16 protein-coding genes and 1 pseudogene are annotated in these 17,661 nt (G+C 57.6%); 14 read left to right on the top strand and 3 right to left on the bottom strand.

The annotated features are described in order from the left end of the window. Positions 1–12: 12 nt before the first annotated feature. A complete protein-coding gene (locus HWE01_RS05560; protein WP_008332894.1) occupies positions 13–915 on the bottom strand; it encodes a LysR family transcriptional regulator in 903 nt (300 codons plus the stop codon). Positions 916–1,078: 163 nt separating this feature from the next. Between HWE01_RS05560 and HWE01_RS05565 the strand changes: the two genes are divergently transcribed. Then, on the top strand, positions 1,079–2,128 hold the full coding sequence (locus tag HWE01_RS05565) for a YeiH family protein (RefSeq protein WP_241821271.1): 1,050 nt from the start codon (positions 1,079–1,081) through the stop codon (positions 2,126–2,128). A 111-nt stretch (positions 2,129–2,239) separates the two neighbouring features. On the opposite strand, the gene HWE01_RS05570 is transcribed toward HWE01_RS05565, so the two are convergent. Further along, complete coding sequence (locus HWE01_RS05570) at positions 2,240–2,710, bottom strand: SRPBCC family protein (protein WP_175345095.1); 471 nt, start codon at positions 2,708–2,710, stop codon at positions 2,240–2,242. A gap of 126 nt (positions 2,711–2,836) precedes the next feature. Between HWE01_RS05570 and HWE01_RS05575 the strand changes: the two genes are divergently transcribed. From HWE01_RS05575 to HWE01_RS05635, 13 genes and pseudogenes are all read left to right on the top strand, one after another. Then, on the top strand, positions 2,837–4,909 hold the full coding sequence (locus HWE01_RS05575; RefSeq protein ID WP_008332897.1) for a UvrD-helicase domain-containing protein: 2,073 nt from the start codon (positions 2,837–2,839) through the stop codon (positions 4,907–4,909). A gap of 346 nt (positions 4,910–5,255) precedes the next feature. Then, positions 5,256–6,239, top strand: a complete 984-nt coding sequence (locus tag HWE01_RS05580; protein ID WP_241821272.1) for a type VI secretion system Vgr family protein — start codon at positions 5,256–5,258, stop codon at positions 6,237–6,239. Further along, the gene (locus HWE01_RS05585) at positions 6,157–6,900 is read left to right on the top strand and encodes a hypothetical protein (RefSeq protein WP_241821273.1); all 744 of its coding nucleotides are present in this window, start codon (positions 6,157–6,159) and stop codon (positions 6,898–6,900) included. The genes HWE01_RS05580 and HWE01_RS05585 overlap by 83 nt, the downstream gene beginning before the upstream one ends. Further along, positions 6,897–7,508 (top strand): Tli4 family immunity protein, encoded by a 612-nt coding sequence (locus HWE01_RS05590; RefSeq protein ID WP_241821274.1) that lies wholly within the window; start codon positions 6,897–6,899, stop codon positions 7,506–7,508. The genes HWE01_RS05585 and HWE01_RS05590 overlap by 4 nt, the downstream gene beginning before the upstream one ends. Before the next feature lie 9 nt (positions 7,509–7,517). Next, entirely contained in the window at positions 7,518–8,012 is a 495-nt protein-coding gene (locus HWE01_RS05595) for a T6SS immunity protein Tli4 family protein (protein ID WP_349640993.1), read from the top strand. 30 nt (positions 8,013–8,042) lie between these two features. Then, positions 8,043–8,309, top strand: a complete 267-nt coding sequence (locus HWE01_RS05600; protein WP_241821275.1) for a PAAR domain-containing protein — start codon at positions 8,043–8,045, stop codon at positions 8,307–8,309. Between the two features lie 246 nt (positions 8,310–8,555). Then, positions 8,556–9,368 (top strand): basic amino acid ABC transporter substrate-binding protein, encoded by an 813-nt coding sequence (locus HWE01_RS05605; protein WP_175345117.1) that lies wholly within the window; start codon positions 8,556–8,558, stop codon positions 9,366–9,368. A gap of 105 nt (positions 9,369–9,473) precedes the next feature. Continuing rightward, positions 9,474–10,217 carry an amino acid ABC transporter permease gene (locus tag HWE01_RS05610; RefSeq protein ID WP_008332909.1) on the top strand — a complete coding sequence of 248 codons (744 nt, stop codon included), beginning with the start codon at positions 9,474–9,476 and terminating at the stop codon, positions 10,215–10,217. Between the two features lie 58 nt (positions 10,218–10,275). Continuing rightward, positions 10,276–11,574 (top strand): TIGR03862 family flavoprotein, encoded by a 1,299-nt coding sequence (locus tag HWE01_RS05615; protein WP_241821276.1) that lies wholly within the window; start codon positions 10,276–10,278, stop codon positions 11,572–11,574. Then, positions 11,571–11,780 (top strand): SlyX family protein, encoded by a 210-nt coding sequence (locus HWE01_RS05620; protein WP_008332911.1) that lies wholly within the window; start codon positions 11,571–11,573, stop codon positions 11,778–11,780. The genes HWE01_RS05615 and HWE01_RS05620 overlap by 4 nt, the downstream gene beginning before the upstream one ends. A 45-nt stretch (positions 11,781–11,825) precedes the next feature. After that, positions 11,826–12,332: pseudogene (locus tag HWE01_RS05625) on the top strand (DNA polymerase Y family protein); the annotation flags it as partial. 204 nt (positions 12,333–12,536) lie between these two features. Then, positions 12,537–13,682, top strand: coding sequence for a DNA polymerase IV (gene dinB / locus HWE01_RS05630; protein ID WP_241821354.1), 1,146 nt, complete (start codon positions 12,537–12,539; stop codon positions 13,680–13,682). A 32-nt stretch (positions 13,683–13,714) separates the two neighbouring features. After that, positions 13,715–13,858: a hypothetical protein gene (locus HWE01_RS05635; protein ID WP_241821277.1), complete on the top strand. Its 144-nt coding sequence runs from the start codon at positions 13,715–13,717 to the stop codon at positions 13,856–13,858. Positions 13,859–14,127: 269 nt separating this feature from the next. On the opposite strand, the gene HWE01_RS05640 is transcribed toward HWE01_RS05635, so the two are convergent. Further along, entirely contained in the window at positions 14,128–17,580 is a 3,453-nt protein-coding gene (locus tag HWE01_RS05640; RefSeq protein WP_241821278.1) for a hypothetical protein, read from the bottom strand. Between the last annotated feature and the right edge of the window lie 81 nt (positions 17,581–17,661).

The following is a 17,661-nucleotide window of genomic DNA, read 5'->3' on the forward strand; positions in this document are numbered from 1 at the left end:
AGGTTCCGCCCTTCAGCGCGGCGCCTGCCGCTGCGCCCAGTCGCGGCAGAACGACAGCAGCGCCGTCAGGCTGGGCGACGGCGCCCGGTGACGGCTGACCACCATGTAGAAATGCCGGCGCAAGGTCGGCAGGGGCGTGTCCAGTTCGACCAGCTTCCTCGATTCGATCAGGTCTTCCACCACCGAGCGTGACAGGCAGCTGATGCCCAGCCCTTCGGCGGTGGCGCGCTTGATGGCTTCCGAATTGCCGAACTCGAACGACGAGGGCAGGTAATGCAGGTAGGGAATGAGCGCATGCTCGACCGCCTCGCGCGTGCCGGACCCGGCCTCGCGCAGCAGCCAGTCGGCCTGGCGCAGCATCTTCAAGGTGATCTTGCGGCGCGCGCGGACAAGGGGATGCCTGGGGGCGGCGACCACGATCAGTTCATCGGTCATCCACGGCTCCACCTGCACATCATCGGCGTGGCAGGGGCCTTCGATCAATCCCGCATCCACCTCGAAATTGACCACCGCCGCCACGATATCGGCCGTATTGGCCACCAGCGCCCGCACCCGCGCACCGGCATGCACGCGCCGGTAGGCGGCGATCATGGCCGGCAGCAGATAGCTGCCGATGGTCGTGGAGGCCCCCAGATGCAGATCGCTGCCGGCCGCCGGATCGCTGAACTGACGCTCGATGGTCTGTGCCGCGTCCAGCATGTGGCGCGCCTGGGGCAGCAACTGACGGCCACTGTCGTTCAACACCAGCCGCTTGCCGACGCGATCAAAGAGCTGCACGCCCAGCAGACTCTCCAGCTCGTTCAATGCCGCACTGGCGGCCGACTGCGACAGCGCCACCAGCCCGGCCGCCGCCGTGGTCGAACCGGACTGGGCCACGGCCAGGAAAATCTGCAATTGCCGCAAGGTGATCCGCATCGATGACTCCTTTCATGATTCCCGACGGCCGGGAGCGCGCAGAGGCCGGCCCGCCATCAACCCATTGAACAGGTAGATATTAGCAAAATAACTCGTTTTTCTTTTAATTGCACGACGCGTACAGTGCACTCCATCGACAGCAACGACCTTTTTGGAGAGCCTCATGCGTACCGCCATCCAGACATCCCCCCTGCATCCCGCCGCCGCCGGGCTGGCGCTTTCGGGCGCCGTGGCCTGGGCCGCCATGCGCCTGGGCGACATCGGCTGGCTGCAGAGCCACGGCTTCTCGGCGCTGACGGTGGCCATCGTGCTGGGCATCGTGATCGGCAACACCGTCTATCCACGCCTGGGTGCATACTGCGGCGAGGGCGTGCGCTTCTCCAAGCAGACCCTGTTGCGCGCCGGCATCATCCTCTACGGCTTTCGCCTGACCTTCCAGGACATCGCCCACGTGGGACTGGCCGGTGTGGCGATCGACGCCGTCATGCTGCTGTCCACCTTCGGTCTGGCCTGGCTGGTCGGCACCAAGCTGTTGAAGCTGGATCGCGAAGCCGCGCTGCTCATCGGTGCCGGCAGCTCCATCTGCGGTGCCGCCGCCGTCATGGCCACCGAGCCGGTACTGCGCGCACGCAGCGAGCAGGTCACGGTGGCGGTCTCGACCGTGGTCATCTTCGGGTCACTGGCGATCTTCCTGTATCCGCTGCTCTACACGCTGCAGGGCGAAGCGATGTGGGGATTGCGGCTGCCGGACTTCGGCGTCTACATCGGTTCCACCGTCCATGAAGTGGCACAGGTGCTGGCTGCGGCCCGCTCCATCGACCAGCACACGGCCGACGTGGCCGTCATCACCAAGATGGTCCGCGTGATGATGCTGGCGCCCTTCCTGCTGATGCTGTCGATGAAGGCGGCACCGTCCCTTTCCGGTCACCAGCATCAGCACCGCAAGCTGTCCATTCCGTGGTTCGCCTTTGCCTTCATCGGTGTGGTGGTATTGAACTCCTTCTTCCCGCTGCCGGCCCAGGTCAACCAGTTGGTGCTGCAAGCCGATACGCTGATGCTGGCCATGGCCATGGCGGCCCTGGGACTGTCCACCCACCTCTCGGCACTGCGCAGTGCCGGCATGAAGCCGATGATCCTGGGTGCGATCCTGTTCGCCTGGCTGATCATCGGTGGGGCCCTGGTCAATGGTGCACTGGGACGCCTGCTGGCCTGAACCTGAAGCCCCGATACCGACACCGAAGAAAAAGGCGCGGTCCTTGCGGATCGCGCCTCTTTTTTGTGGCTTCAGGAAACCTGACGCAAGCAAGCAATTCGTTCAGTTTCTTCAATGCAGCTCGCCGCGCTGGGTCAGCTCGCGGATGATGCGCACCGTATCGATATCGGCTTCCTGGTAGGCCGAGCGACGGAAGTTGTCGTAGAAGGCTTCTTCGCCGGTCACATCCTCGGGCTTGCCATCGTCATATTCGAAGCGCACGAAGAGTACATCGGTCTGCGGTTCCTCGATGGTCATGCTCATGCGCGAGGCCGCAATCTCGCCCTGCGCGGGCACTTCATAGAGCACCTGGATCTGCGGCAGGTAGGTGACCTTGTCGATGATGACCAGTTCGCCATAACGCAGCTCGCGGCGCACGCTGTCCAGGCTCTTCTCGGAGAGGCGGCAGTCGTCCAGGTGCGGCATGAACAGGCGCGGGGACTCTGCGCGCAGGACCAGGCCGCGCCAGAGCTGCTCGCGGCTCAGAGGATCGATGAGCGCATTGAGCGGATCGTTGATCTGGATGAGATGGTTGAATTTCATGGTTGCTCTCGTGATGTTGTTGCCACCGGCAATGCGGGCATTGTCCCACAGGCACCGCCGGGTGGCTCGGGCGGGCTGCTACAATGGCGCCTCGTTTCTTCTCCTGCCCACGCCGATCGCCTCCGTATGTCCGCCCCCTCCTTCGGCCTGAACAAGCCGCAAAGCGAAGCCGTCCACTACATGGCCGGGCCTTGCCTGGTGCTGGCCGGCGCAGGTTCCGGCAAGACCCGCGTGATCACGCAGAAGATCGCCCACCTGATCGAAAACTGTGGCTACGAATCGCGCAACATCGCCGCGCTCACCTTCACCAACAAGGCCGCGCTGGAAATGCAGGAGCGCATTGCCAAACTGCTCAAGGATCCCAAGCAGGCCAAGCACCTCACGGTGTCGACCTTTCACTCCCTGGGCGTGAAGATCCTGCGGCAGGAGTCCAAGCATCTGGGGCTGAAGGATCGCTTTTCAATCATGGACAGCGACGATTGTTTTTCCCTGGTGCAAGAACTGGCGGTCACTACCGACAAGGCCATCATCCGTGGCATCCAGAATGCCATCTCCTTGTGGAAGAACGGCCTGATCGACCCCGACCTGGCCGAGAAGAATGCCCGCACCGAAGACGAAGCCCAGGCCGCGCGCATCTACCGCAGCTACGTGGCCACGTTGAAGGCTTACCAGGCGGTCGATTTCGATGATCTGATCCGTCTGCCGGTGGAGCTCTTCCGCAGCAACGAGGAAGTGCGCGACCGCTGGCAGCGCAAGCTGCGCTATCTGTTGATCGATGAGTACCAGGACACCAACACCTGCCAGTACGAACTGGTCAAGCTGCTGGTGACCGGCGTGGGCAAGAAGCCGATGTTTACCGCCGTGGGCGACGATGACCAGGCCATCTATGCCTGGCGCGGCGCGACCATCGAGAACCTGAAACTGCTGGGCGTGGATTTTCCCAACCTGCACCTGATCAAGCTGGAGCAGAACTATCGTTCGAGCACGCGCATCCTGCAGGCGGCCAACGCGGTGATCTCCAACAATCCCAAGCTGTTCGACAAGACCCTGTGGTCCGAGCACGGGCTGGGCGACCCGATCACGGTCATGGCGATGGATGATGAAGAAGCCGAAGCCGACCAGATCGCCATCACGCTCTCGGCGCATCGCTTCGAGCGGCGCGCCAAGTTTGCCGATTACGCCATCCTGTATCGCGGCAACCACCAGGCGCGCATCCTGGAAAAATCGCTGCGGCGCGAACGCATTCCGTACGTGATGTCGGGCGGCCAGAGTTACTTCGACCGCGCCGAGATCAAGGACATCATTGCCTACCTGCGTCTGATCGCCAACCAGGATGATGACCCGGCCTTCATCCGCGCCGTCACGACGCCGCGCCGAGGCGTGGGCCAGGCCACGCTGGAAGTGCTGGGTACGCTGGCCGGACAGTGGCAGTGTTCCTTGTTCGAAGCGGTCTACAAGGGGGGACTGGAAGACAAGCTGACCGACCGCCAGCTGCTGCCGCTGCGCAAGTTCTGCGACTTCATCAATGCGCTGGAATCCCGCGCCACCCGCCCCGGCCCCTCCGGCAGCGGCGCCGAGGCCGGCAAGGTGCTGGACGACATGATGGAGGCCATCAACTACGAGTTCTACCTCTACGACAGCTTCGAGGAGCGCGCTGCGCAGGCGCGCTGGCAGAACGTGGTCGACTTCATCAACTGGCTCAAGGAACGCGCCTGCGGTGGACGTGATGGCGAGGGCGAAGAGAAGAACCTGCTGGAAATCACCCAGATGGTGGCGCTCATGAGCATGCTCGAAGGGCGCGACGAAGAGCAGGATGCGGTGCGCATGTCGACCCTGCATGCCTCCAAGGGACTGGAGTTTCCGCACGTGTTCCTGGTCGGTGTGGAGGAAGGCATCCTGCCGCACAAGGGCGATCCGGATACCCCACCGGAACAAGCCGCTGCGCGCGTGGAAGAGGAGCGTCGTCTGATGTACGTGGGCATCACGCGCGCGCAGCGCTCGCTGCACGTGTCCTGGTGCAAGCGCCGCAAGCGCGCCAAGGAAGTGATCGATTGCCAGATCTCGCGCTTCGTCAAGGAGATGCGCCTGGACGAAGGCGAAGCGGTGCCGCAGGAGAGCGAGAAGATCACGCCGCAGGCGCGGCTGGCCAATTTGAAGGCCTTGTTGCAGAAGCCGCGCAATACGCCGGAACAAGGTTAGTACCTGCCGTATCGGGGACTGACAGGGCCGGTTCCCTTATCCCGCTGCATCCATCCGCTTGACAGTCATTGCTTCACAACGGATTGACTGCCAATCAAAACTGCCAAAATGATTTGGCGAAAAAATCGAATTACTTCCATTGAGAAAGTACCTCGTGCAACGGAGACTGTCGCCTTCGTCGCTCGGGGCCTCTGCTGCATCGATGAGTCCATGGGCATAGGCCGCATCCGGAACTTCCTCATTCAAGCAGAGCGTGTGCTCACTTCGCAAGAGGTACTGCGATTTTCTCCTGTTTGTTCACTGGCATGTTTCGGAATGCGCGAATTCTCTCTGGAAGCCGCATCGCATGCCCTCCCCCTCGCCGAATCATTCATCACGCTCCCAAGCGCGCATCACGCAGCATCTCACGCAGCATCGCCGGCTGCTCCAACTGGACTCGCCACTCGGGCCAGACGTCCTCTTGCCACAAAGGCTGATCGCCACCGAGCGACTCAATGAAGGCTACGAAGTTACCATCGATCTGCTGAGCACGCATACCGGCATTGCGCTGGAACAGTTGATTGCGCAGCCAGTCACGCTGTGGATCCGGCAGCATGAGGGCGAGATCCTGCCCTGGCATGGCTACGTGCATACTGCAAAGCGCCTGGGCAGTGACGGCGGACTCGATTTCTGCCAGCTCTCGTTCTCTTCGTGGCTGCATTTCCTGCGCTTTCGCAAGGATGCCCGAATCTGGCAGGACAAGAGGACCGAGGACATTCTCGCCGACGTCTTCAACAACCATCCGCAAGCACGTGGCCATTACCGTTTCGCACTTGAACGAACTTATGTCCCGCGATCCTATTGCACCCAGTACGAAACCGACTGGCATTTCGTCCAGCGCCTGATGGAAGAAGAAGGCTGGTTCGCCCATCACGAACAGCGGGAAGATGGCAACGGCCACGTCCTGGTCATCACCGACAATACGTGGAGCCTGCCCGGCTTGCCCCAGCAAGGCATCGCCTTCCACGGTGCAGCCCCCCGCGATGAGCTGGACAAGATCCTCCATTGGAGCGCCAGCCGCACGCTTTCCTCCAAGACATGGCGGGGCCGCAGCGACGACTACAAATCGCCTCGCATGCAGAAGGAGGCCGAAGAACAGGTGATGCCCGAATACGGCCAGCTGCCCGCACAGCTGGAGATGTATGAGTACACCGGTGCTTACAGTTTTGCGCAGCAGGCACAAGGTATTGGGAGAAGATGCCGCAGAAATGACTGCGGTGTTATCCAGCGCACCGGGACCTTTACAGCTGCTGCCAACGCCGGAATATGGAAATGGCTGGCTCAAGATTGATGATGGGAGCACCGTCATCAGTCTGCCGCGCAATAACGACCCGTACAACGAGATCTACACCGTCCGTGGACGATGGTGGAGCATGTGCGAGGATTATCTGATCAATCCGCGCCCATCGAAGAGCCCTCCGAGGGAGCAGCGGGAAATCGATGCCGACTGGGCTGGTTTCTCGGCGCTCATTCACGGAAAGATCAAAGACTTTCACCATGCGATTAAAGAAAAATATCATCACAACACCTACGCGTTTTTCGGTAGCGATCGTGAGTTTAAAGCTTATGGGACGGTATGTTGGCGAACAACGTTCCAGTCAATCAGACGTCCACCTCTCCCGCGACCGGAGAAAGACGTATTCAATGCAAAACCTCACTTCTACGGTGAATTGGGGGAAACAAGGACCGCGCTCTATCCCGGAATGAGCGCAGGACAAACTGTACCTAATGAAGTGTTCCGGATCAGCGAGCCCGACGAAGAGGGTGACGGAACTGTTCCCCATCGCTCTGGCATCGCGCCCAAAGAACATACCGGCATCAAATCAATGCTTCGGGTTTCAGTTGGCCATGAACCGGCTTATAAAGATTCAGCCATGGCGAGGGAGTTCACTCTCCGCTCCATCGTTCAGATCGCCCAGGCGATCAAAGGCACATCTCTGGATTACGAATGAATAAATTCATGCGGAATAAATATCTGGGTTCCTCTGGCGTGCTGCTCGCATTGATCGCGTTTACGTTTTTTTCATGCCAATCCGGAATCCCGAAACTCAATGCGAAGGAAACACAGAAGATGAATGCCATTACGGAGAAAATGATTCCGAGATGTTTTGGACGCTATCTGATTGACTTGCCAGAAAGTTTCGTCCTCAATACCCAAGGAGGGCAAGATATCGATGGGGTGACCATCGATATCAAAGCACTCTCAGAGGCAGATTTCCACCTGGCGCTAAACACAAGAAAAAGGGTGCTCGAGTCGGGAATCCTTCTGCGCGAACCAAAGACCGCAACGCTCAAGGAAACCATCACTCTCCCAAATGGACGAGGTGTAATTTTTGATCGTGCCGAGAATCATTTCAGCAATATGTTCCGCATCCTTGAGCTCATGGATTGGCGTGATGGATATCAAATCAAAATGCACATCGCCGCCCGGGATATGAGTTATTCAAACGAAGAATATCCTAACGGCCCAATACCAACCACCACCCCCGAAAAACTGGCCGCCCTGCTCAAGGTCTACCATCGCACCCAACCCCGTGGCGACGAAATCCCCTCGGGCTAGGGCACCTGCATCCTCAACGGCTTTGTCACGGGCCCCGCTTCAAGCGACGAAAGTCTGCGCTTCTTCTATCATCTGAAGGACGTCGACGATGTGTATTTCACGTTAGCGACCTTATCCGGTCCGCGCGATGCTGACACTCTGCTGGACCGGATGAAGTTCCTTGCGCCCATCTGGAAGACGGGCGACGGTCGCCTCATCAGAAGCGGCAGGCTTTATCACGAGCTGCCCGGACAGGAAGTGCTCTATATGACCCCGGATGAACACACCAAGATTCCCACCCTCCGCTTCCTCTACGAAGATGCGCGCCACGGAAAAGGCATCAGCAACCCGATGATCGAGGTAGAAATGAATGTCGGCAAACGCAAACCCGAACCTGATCCCAAGGACCCGAACGAGCATGCCTATCCACCGCCCATCCTTGCCCCCAGCCTGAGCGAAGCCGAAGCCATCCACCTGTGGGACAAGGTGATTCGCACACTACGCACACGCCCCGGCGCATTCTGATCGTGTTCCCCTCCTTCAAGAAAGCCACGCATGCCACTACCCATCATCCGTCTCGGCGACTCCACTTCCCATGGCGGCAAAGTGATCTCCGCCTCTCGCACCCACACCCTCCACGGCATCGGCATTGCCCGCGTCGGTGACCTGGTCAGTTGTCCCAAGGAAGGGCATGGTACCAATCCGATCATCGAGGGGGCGCCGACCTGGCTGATCGGTGATCGCATGGTCGCCCTGCAAGGGCATCGTGCTGCCTGCGGGTGCAGCCTCATTTCCAGTCTGGCCACGGCCTCCTATGGCTGACAGCCAGCGCCGCCTGTCCGGAGCAGGGCAACATTTGCGCATATCCGCCCTGAAAATTGCACCGACACCACGCTTTGCGCCATTTCCTCCCCCTTTTTGACGCACCATTGCCCGCCATCACCCCCGGGCGGTTTACAATGCCGCCTGCAAAAAAATCCCCGAGTTTCACACAAGCAACACCGCCCGCCGCGCTACCCGCTCGCCTGCCCCTGTTGCCCCAACCATTCCAGACAAGGAAATCAAGCAATGATCAAGATGTTCTCCCGCCACGCCCGTACGCTGGCGCTGACCGCCGGCTTCGTCGGCATGCTGGGCCTGGCCGCCTGCGGCAAGCAGGAAGACAAGAGCGCCGCTGCCCCTGCACCGCAAGCCGCTGCCGCCCGCGTCTACGTGGTCGGCGTGGAATCGGCCTACGCCCCCTTCTCCTCCGAAAACGAACAGAAGGAAGTGGTTGGCTTCGACATCGACGTCATGAAGGCCCTGGCCAAGAAGATCGGCATCGAAGTCAAGTTCGTGCCCACGCCCTTCGAAGGCTTCTTCAATTTCCTCGCCCAAGGTGACCGCGACCTGCTGATCTCGGCCATCACCATCACCGATGAACGCAAGAAGTCGGTGGCCTTCTCCGATCCCTACTTCGTGGCCACCCAGACCATCGCCCTGCCGGCCGCAGAATCCAAGGTCAGCAAGATGGAAGACCTGAAGCCCCTGACCGTGGGCACCCAGAGCGCCACCTCCGGCGACGAACTGGTGCAGCAGGTGCTGGGCAAGAACAGCGCCAAGATCAAGCGCTTCGACTCCACCCCGCTGGCCCTGAAGGAACTGGAAAACGGCGGCGTCGATGCCGTCGTGGCCGATGAACCGGTGGTCAAGAACTACATCGCCAACAACCCCAACAGCAAGCTGCGTACCGTCACCGATCCAAGCTTCCCCAAGGAAGACTACGGCATCGCCGTGCGCAAGGATGATCCGGAACTGCTGGCCAAGATCAACAAGGCCCTGGCCGAAATGAAGGCCGATGGCAGCTTCGCCGCCATCAGCGCACACTACTTCGGCAAGTAAGCGCCGTCCGCAGACTGTCGGCAGCACCTCCCCGGCGACGGCGGCAGTTTGCCGCCGTCCTGTCCTTCCAGAAACTGATTTTTCCAATCACCAATCGAGTCCGACATGGATTTCCGCTGGAGCATCATCCAAGGCTACGCGCCGCTGTTCGCCAAGGGCGTTCTCATGACCTTGCAGGTGTCGCTGATCAGTATCCTGATCGGTACCGTGATCGGCTTGCTGGTGGGCATGCTGCGCCTGGCCGAGATGCCGCACGGCCCCTGGAAGTGGCCGCTGAAGGTGCTGCGCTGGCTGGCCGGCTTCTACGTCGCCTTCTTCCGGGGCACGCCGCTGTTCGTGCAGATCATGCTGATCCACTTCGCGGTGATGCCACTGCTGGTGCAACAGGAACACGGCCTGCTCATCACCGGGGAACTGGCACGCACCATCAAGCAGGACTACGGTGCCTTCCTCTCGGGCACGGTGGCGCTGTCGCTCAATGCCGGCGCCTACATCTCCGAGATCTTCCGCGCCGGCATCCAGTCCATCGAGCGCGGCCAGTCCTATGCTGCGGCCAGCCTGGGCATGAACTATGGCCTGACCATGCGCTACGTGGTGCTGCCGCAGGCGTTTCGCCGCATGCTGCCGCCGCTGGGCAACGAAGCCATCACGCTGCTCAAGGATTCCTCGCTGGTCTCGGCCATCGGCCTGGCCGAACTGGCCTATGCCGCGCGCACGGTGGCGGGCACCTATGCCCGTTACTGGGAACCGTACATCACCATTTCCATCCTGTATTTCTCCATGACCATCTGCCTGGCACTGGTGGTGGCGCGACTGGAAAACAAATACAGCACCCCGCATCGCCGCTGAACGCAGGGATGACGTGCGCTAGTGGCAAGCGGGCGGTATCATGCCGCGCATGACATCGATGCACACTCTTCCCCAACTCGCTCCCGGCAGTCGCCGCGTGGCCGTGATCGGCGCCGGTCCGGCCGGCCTGATGGCCGCCGAAGTCCTGGCCGCACAAGGCGCCGCCGTGGACGTCTACGACGCCATGCCCTCGGCCGGTCGCAAATTCCTGCTGGCCGGACGCGGCGGCATGAACATCACGCACTCCGAACCGCAACCCGACTTCCTGCCTCGCTACGGCAATCGCCGTGAACAGGTGGCGCCCTTCGTGCGCCGCTTCGATGCCGACCAGTTGCGCGCATGGATACACGCCCTGGGCATAGAGACCTTCGTGGGCAGCTCCGGCCGCGTCTTCCCGCGCGAGATGAAAGCCGCACCGCTCTTGCGCGCCTGGCTGCATCGCCTGCGCGAGGCCGGCGTGCGCTTCCACATGCGCCATCGCTGGCTGGGCTGGCAGGAAGACGGCGCATTGCGCTTTGCCCATCCTGATGGCCACACCGATGTCCAGGCCGATGCCGTGGTGCTGGCACTGGGCGGGGCCAGCTGGCCGCGCCTGGGCTCGGATGGCAGCTGGGTGCCGCTGCTGCAAACCCGTCAGGTGGAAGTCGCCCCGCTGCTGCCGTCCAACTGCGGCTTCGAGCTGGACTGGAGCGAACATTTCCGCAGCCGCTTCGCGGGCGAACCGGTCAAGCCGGTGGTGGCCAGCACGGCGCTGCCCAGCGGCGGCGTGCAGAATCGCCGCGGCGAATTCATCATCACCGCCGACGGCATCGAAGGCAGCCTGGTCTACGCGATGTCCTCGGCCTTGCGCGACACCATCACCGCAGAAGGCTCGGCGCGCCTGTACCTGGACCTGCTGCCCGACTGGCCGCTGGAAAAAGTGGAAGCCGAACTGGCCCACCCGCGCGGTGCGCGTTCGCTCTCCAGCCACCTGCAAAGCCGCCTGCATCTCAAGGGCGTGAAGGCCGGACTGTTGCGCGAGCTGGTCAGCAAGGACGACTTCGCCGACATGGGCAAGCTGGCGCGCACCATCAAGGCTCTACCGCTGACGGTGCTACGCCCGCGCCCCATCGCCGAAGCCATCAGCAGCGCCGGGGGCGTGAGCTTCGAGGCGCTCGATGATGCGCTGATGCTGCGCGCCCTGCCGGGCGTATTCTGCGCCGGCGAGATGCTGGACTGGGAAGCGCCCACCGGCGGCTACCTGCTCACCGCCTGCTTTGCCACCGGCCGCGCCGCGGCGGCTGGTGTCCTGCACTGGCTCATCAGCGACGACCGTGCCGCCAGTCTGAGCAACACCTCCAAGGAAGAACACAAGTGACCCAAGACGACCGCCTCATCGACCTGGAAATGAAGATTGCCCATCAGGAACACCTGCTGGACGAACTGAACCAGACCGTCTATCGCCAGGAAAAGAAGATCGAGGAACTGGACATGCTGCTGCATGCCCTGGCCAAGCGCTTCAAGGAATTGTCCGACACCAGCCAGGACCGCGCGGCCGCCAACGAGAAGCCGCCGCATTACTGATCGCACCGCTTACGCTTACGCTTTCTCTTCGCTGCCCGCACCACCATGGCCCACGAACGCCGCATCGCCCACCTCGACATGGATGCTTTCTATGCCTCGGTGGAACTGCTGCGCTATCCGGACCTGCGTGGCCAGGCCGTGGTCATCGGCGGCGGCTCGGCCACGCGGCCGGTGGAATTGCCCGACGGCACGCGCCAGTATTTCCGCATGCGCGATTACGCCGGGCGCGGGGTGGTCACCACCTCCACCTATGAGGCGCGCGCGCTGGGCGTGTTCTCGGCCATGGGCATCATGAAGGCGGCCCAGTTGGCACCGGACGCGATCCTGCTGCCGACCGACTTCGAGGCCTATCGCAAGTATTCGCGCCTGTTCAAGGAAGCGGTGCGCAGCATCGCCCCGCTGATCGAGGATCGCGGCATCGATGAGATCTACATCGATCTTTCTGCGTGGCCCGATACCGCGCATGAGGTCGCGCGCCAGATCAAGGATGCGGTGCATGCGGCTACCGCCCTGACCTGCTCCGTCGGTGTGGCCCCTAACAAAATGCTGGCCTTTTACAAAGTAAAGTAATCCTAGCAGCGTAACAATAATAATAAGGTATTTAACTTACGCTACCAGCATAAACTAAACACCTGAAATGTTGTCACTATAGAAATGCAATGCAAATACATTTCCATGACGAATCACATTTTGTGTACCGCCGATTCTTAAAGGTGACTCTGTACTGCATTTCGACCAATTGGAATAATGAAGATCATGTCTACTGCGCGGCGCATAGCTCATATCGATATGGATGCTTTTTTTGCGTCCTGCGAACTTTCTCGCTATCCAGAACTACGTGGTCTCCCAATGGTTGTGGCTGGCCGGCAAACACATGCTCCCAAACTGCGTGAAGATGGTGCACGTGAATTCGCACGACTGAAGGATTACGTCGGACGAGGTGTTCTAACGACTGCAACTTATGAAGCACGGGCACTGGGTGTGCATTCTGGTATGCCAACAATGAAAGCTGCGCGCTTGGCTCCAGAGGCAATTTTGCTCCCTGTCAACTTTGATCTTTATCGGCAATATTCGCGACAATTCAAAGATGCGATAAGAGCCATAAGTCCCATCATCCAGGATGTAGGTATCGATGAAATCTACTCGGACATTTCCGCACTTGAAGCGAGTTCGGAGGAAATTGCTGATGTGTTTAGAGCATCGGTCTTCGATAAGACCCAACTCACATGCTCAGTGGGAATCGCCCCGAACAAACTTCTCGCGAAACTTTGTTCCGATATTCAAAAGCCAAATGGATTTACCATCATTACGATGGCGGATATCCCCAATCGAATTTGGCCGATGTCCGTTAGGAAAATCAACGGCATCGGCCCCAAATCGGCCGAAAAGCTTGACTCATTAAATATACAAACAATTGGTCAGCTGGCCGCTTGCCGTGAAGAGTGGCTCCTCGAGAATTTTGGCCGAAGCTACGGCGCATGGCTACATCGGGTAGCCCATGGCCTCGATGATCGACCAGTTGTCACAGAGACTGAGCCGGTATCAATGAGCCGGGAGACAACATTCGAACGTGATCTACACCCATCCCGTGATAAGAACGAACTAGGGCGATTTTTTACAAGGCTTTGTGAACAAGTTGCGGCAGATCTCCAGCGTAAAGGCTATGTCTGCAAGAAAATAGGCGTCAAATTACGCTTCAAAGACTTTTCCACTGTGACCCGAGACACCACACTTAAAGCAGCAACCGCAGATGCTTTAGAGATTAGACGAGCCGCCGGTAACTGCCTTAAGAGAATCGTTCTCGATCAATCTATTCGACTTTTGGGTGTGAAAACTAGCGGCCTGCTGAAGTTAGGCTCATCCTCCCTCGAAGAGCCAATACAGTTTCTGTTAGATATTTAGCTAACTACTCGGAGATCTCGCGTGACTTCTCCATGCGTGGCGCCGAGTTGATAGTGCGCCGCCACGGCGACATGTATTCAGCTCGCGAGCAGAAAATGATGGTGCTCATGGGCCATCATTTGGCAGCATGGTATCCGAGTGTTGATTTAACCGCAGATTTGACCTTCTCCATTTGACCCACCTTCCACTCTCGTCCGAATGCCGCCACGCGCCGGAAATTTCCACTTTAGACCGCTACTAATTCTGGGGTACGGTCACAGCCAAAGCGGGTGAGCAAGCAGAGGAAGGAATAATTCCAGGTGGCTGAAAATGACAGCTAGAAAATTGATTTCATCTGTGCCCGGTGCATCTACAAGTGGAGAAATAGAAATCGCCCCTGATGGGCGATTTCTATCTTCATGGGCATCTAAATAGTCTGTGGTGCGAGAAGGCGTGGTGGATATAACTAAAATGAAGCCACGATGGAAAACTCAATGTTGAGAGTCTCAGGGTCGGGAACTTCGCGGTAGGACATAGCCACCGCAGAGTTTGCGTCATGGCCGTAGACCTTCAGCGTTGCTACCATGTCTTCGGGGACGACATAGTATTTATCGAAGTCTGCGTTAAATTCGATAACGGGAGTGTCATTCAGAGAGTAGACCTGGAATTTTCCATTATGCACGGGAATGGTTGATAAGGTCAGATGCTCTGGAAGCTGGGATATCCCATCATTCCATGACCAAGGACTCAAGTAAGTATGTGCGGACGATATTCCGCCGATGATGATGGGTGTCCGCCCTTGGTTTCTGATGCGACGACTTTGCTCCTCAAGAGCGACGACGAAGGCGACACGGTCGTCGTAGCTGGGATTAATTTCGTCATAGACCGTATTCGGTCCGACCGGCGCGATGCATTCACTTTCCAGTTTGCATTTCAGGACATGGTTGATGACAAAATCACGCATGTACCCGGCAAATGTCTCGACCGTGTCTAAGTTGACACCACTACCTATCTCTTCAAGCAGATAGCGCTTAGTTTCGGGATATGTGAATTCAGAAGGCGCAATGCCAGTGAGACTTGAGTATTCAATGCGCGTGATGAATATAGGTAGATTTTCCGCAGCTAGAAGAGCTGTGCAAAACTGGTTTTTATACGTTCGCATCAGATTAACACTGACGGCCAGCGACTGAATCTTCTCAACCCATGTGTCGTGCGCTGTCGTAGCTAACAGATGAAGAGCAGCTTTTGTCCGCGTGATTGCTAGTTTTCGTGAATGGTGAGTGTTAAAGAGACTCCTCAGGCGCCCCCAAATAGAGAAGTTTTCCACGAGGAATTCGCGCGAAGAAATTGCCTCATGCAGACGCTTAAGATGATGTTCAATCATCTGTAGCCGGTCAACATTGTCCCTCCACAATTTGATGAAGGCAGCAGATTCACGAGTTCCGCCGCCACGGTCTGGCGAGACTATCAGGAGCAGGAGGACTTGTGCTGTGAGCATGGTCTCTATCGTGGCGTGTATCCCCGTCCAGGAATAGGTCCATCCTGGAATGAGCGTTTCATTATTTTGATTATTACTCTCCCACTCTGCAAAAGTGTCGATTCTCGAACTGCCGCGGTCGGAGCTGTAAATCTCGCTCAGAATGGAACTGAGTGCTTGGTCAAAAGAAAGTAGTCTTTTGGCATCAATTTTTCCTCCAACGAAAAAGCCCTTGCCTTCAATTAAGCCTACGGCAAGCTTTAGTCGGTGCTCGTCAATGTTAGTGCCATTTTTTGCATTATGTATGAACTGCAGGAGCAAGTAGAGTCGCATCGACTCCCAATATCGCTTGATAACAATAGTAAGCGCGGTGCAGCTTGCCTCCACTGGAAGAACTTTTCCAGTCTGGCTCAAAGTGATTTGAACCTCTTCCCAAGACTGATTGGCGATTTGAATTGTCAAATTCTGATTTTGAGTTATTGGTTGAGTACCTGGAACTTGTAGAGAATACGCACGTGTTCCCCACCATTTCATGAAGCAGTCGGCGTAGCGTAGAGATGCTGTAACGTCGCGTCTCGATACCGAGGCGATGAGAACTGATGCAAGATTCTCGACGTGCTTTGCATAGAAAAGTGCACGACTGCTGTGAGCCAGCCACATCTCGGCATCCGATGTTGATGGGTCCCGAGTTTTATCCCAGCGAATAGTTCGATTGCCCCAGCGGCCAATTAAGACGCGTAGTGCTCTATCATAGATTTTGTCGAAAAGAGGAGGAAGGACTCCTGTGAAACTTTGAGCGCCGTTCAAAGATGTTTCATCAATTTTTTGTGCCCACCACTTACCAATGTTAGTTGCAAGCATAGTCCCAATAAATTGAGCATCGATGTGGGGCTGAGGCGGGCTCATAGGTAGGTCGTCTGTAATAGCGCCATCTGCGCCTGAGAGCTCAGTAAAGACGCTAAGGTCTTCGCTGATTCTGCTAATTGCTTGGATGCCGACATCGCGATAGAGCCGTAACCACTGCATGCTCAAAGTTTCACTCCAGAAGGACCCAGGATTTGTCCCAAGAATGGTTGCGTTTGAGCTTTCGCCATCTATATGTATCGAACTGGCATTGAGAAGTAAGTTATGAGTGCTAATCAGGCGCTTAAGGGCTGCTAAAGCCATTTCGGAACGGTTTTCATCCATCAACGCACGAATCTCAGATGACACTTCCGAGAGCATTTCGGTTGTCGTTAGCTTAGATGAAGAATTCCGAGATGAGCGAAGAATAAATGCGTACCAAACGAGGCATTTCTCATACCATCTTAGTGAAGGGCCGTCCGAAACGCGGCAGAGGTGAATTTTCCCGCTATAAGAGTTGTGTAGCGAAAGATTGAATACAAGTGCAGGCTTCGCCGCACCTGCGACTGGATTTGCGCGTTTAAGCCACTGTCTTGCGACGAAAATTAGCACTCGTCCGCGTACGTCGTGTACCGTCTTTTTCTTTTTCAGTGTTCTGGCAACCTGTGGCAAGCCACCCATCGGGAAGCCGATTATAACTAGCGGCGCATTGTCTGGTGCATCGTCGGCGTTTCTGAACTCAAATAGTGTGCTTGCGTAGTGACGGCGATGGCTTATCGCTTTTAGCTCTTGACTCAGCGCAATTCCAACTGCCGCGCGTCGGAAAGCATTATCGCGCTCGCTATCGCGAAGGAAGTGAACGGTTCTTGTGAGATAGTATCCTGTCAGGAGAACATTGATAGTGAGCCAGAAGAAATCGATGAGGATGGTCGAGGCGAATAGAATAGGATGGCTATCGGCTTCGAAGTATGGAGTCAAGAAATACTGAAGTCCGAGAAAAACAAGAAGAGCAATCGAGCTCGCTCCTGAAGGCATCACTCCCGACTCGATAATGTATACACGCATCATCCCGCCAAACTGCGAATTTCGCTGCAGTAGAACTCCCACAAACGAAAGAACAATTGGATAGACCAATGCAATCAGAGTAGCTTGGACTGTCCAGGGGACACCGGTGAAGGCAGCGATATCAAAGTCGTCCTTTTTCAGTTGCGGGAAGCTCCATTGAATTGATTGAAGCCACGCGCGAGAGGAAAGCCATTCTGGGATAAAGGGCCCTTTACTGGAAACGCTAAGGCCCAGCAGATTCGCGATATTGTCGGTGCACTCGCTGCCAGTTATTTTGCTGAAGAAAAGCGTCAGTTCCAGAGATTGAGTGGGAAGTAGTACGAGTATGGCCAGCGTTGCTGAGAGTAAGAAGACCTGGAATGCGAACCGAAGAGGATGGTCTGTGCCGGCGTTAAGGATGCGCTGGCGCCGTCCATATTGTATTTCCTGCCGATGCGCATTTTTCTTTTCCCAGCTACCTGCTTCCTGACTGGCATGTGGCAGCGAGCGACCCGATACATTGGTGAGGTAGCTCCAGATATTTGTCTTTGACACTCGACCTCCATATAATTTTTGGCATGTTTTTGTATCTCATTCGCCGTCCCACGGGCGAAATGTGCGCGGTTTGCTTGGTCG

It is taken from the genome of Herbaspirillum sp. C7C8 (assembly GCF_022627875.1).
Taxonomy (GTDB): domain Bacteria; phylum Pseudomonadota; class Gammaproteobacteria; order Burkholderiales; family Burkholderiaceae_D; genus Herbaspirillum.

Excerpts from the sequence above, each read along its gene's own strand:
- HWE01_RS05570 (WP_175345095.1), bottom strand. The coding sequence starts at position 2,710 with ATGAAATTCAACCATCTCATCCAGATCAACGATCCGCTCAATGCGCTC.
- HWE01_RS05605 (WP_175345117.1), top strand. The coding sequence starts at position 8,556 with ATGATCAAGATGTTCTCCCGCCACGCCCGTACGCTGGCGCTGACCGCC.
- HWE01_RS05590 (WP_241821274.1), top strand. The coding sequence starts at position 6,897 with ATGAATAAATTCATGCGGAATAAATATCTGGGTTCCTCTGGCGTGCTG.
- HWE01_RS05615 (WP_241821276.1), top strand. The coding sequence starts at position 10,276 with ATGCACACTCTTCCCCAACTCGCTCCCGGCAGTCGCCGCGTGGCCGTG.
- HWE01_RS05560 (WP_008332894.1), bottom strand. The coding sequence starts at position 915 with ATGCGGATCACCTTGCGGCAATTGCAGATTTTCCTGGCCGTGGCCCAG.
- HWE01_RS05575 (WP_008332897.1), top strand. The coding sequence starts at position 2,837 with ATGTCCGCCCCCTCCTTCGGCCTGAACAAGCCGCAAAGCGAAGCCGTC.
- dinB (WP_241821354.1), top strand. The coding sequence starts at position 12,537 with ATGTCTACTGCGCGGCGCATAGCTCATATCGATATGGATGCTTTTTTT.
- HWE01_RS05610 (WP_008332909.1), top strand. The coding sequence starts at position 9,474 with ATGGATTTCCGCTGGAGCATCATCCAAGGCTACGCGCCGCTGTTCGCC.
- HWE01_RS05635 (WP_241821277.1), top strand. The coding sequence starts at position 13,715 with ATGCGTGGCGCCGAGTTGATAGTGCGCCGCCACGGCGACATGTATTCA.
- HWE01_RS05565 (WP_241821271.1), top strand. The coding sequence starts at position 1,079 with ATGCGTACCGCCATCCAGACATCCCCCCTGCATCCCGCCGCCGCCGGG.
- HWE01_RS05600 (WP_241821275.1), top strand. The coding sequence starts at position 8,043 with ATGCCACTACCCATCATCCGTCTCGGCGACTCCACTTCCCATGGCGGC.
- HWE01_RS05580 (WP_241821272.1), top strand. The coding sequence starts at position 5,256 with ATGCCCTCCCCCTCGCCGAATCATTCATCACGCTCCCAAGCGCGCATC.
- HWE01_RS05585 (WP_241821273.1), top strand. The coding sequence starts at position 6,157 with ATGACTGCGGTGTTATCCAGCGCACCGGGACCTTTACAGCTGCTGCCA.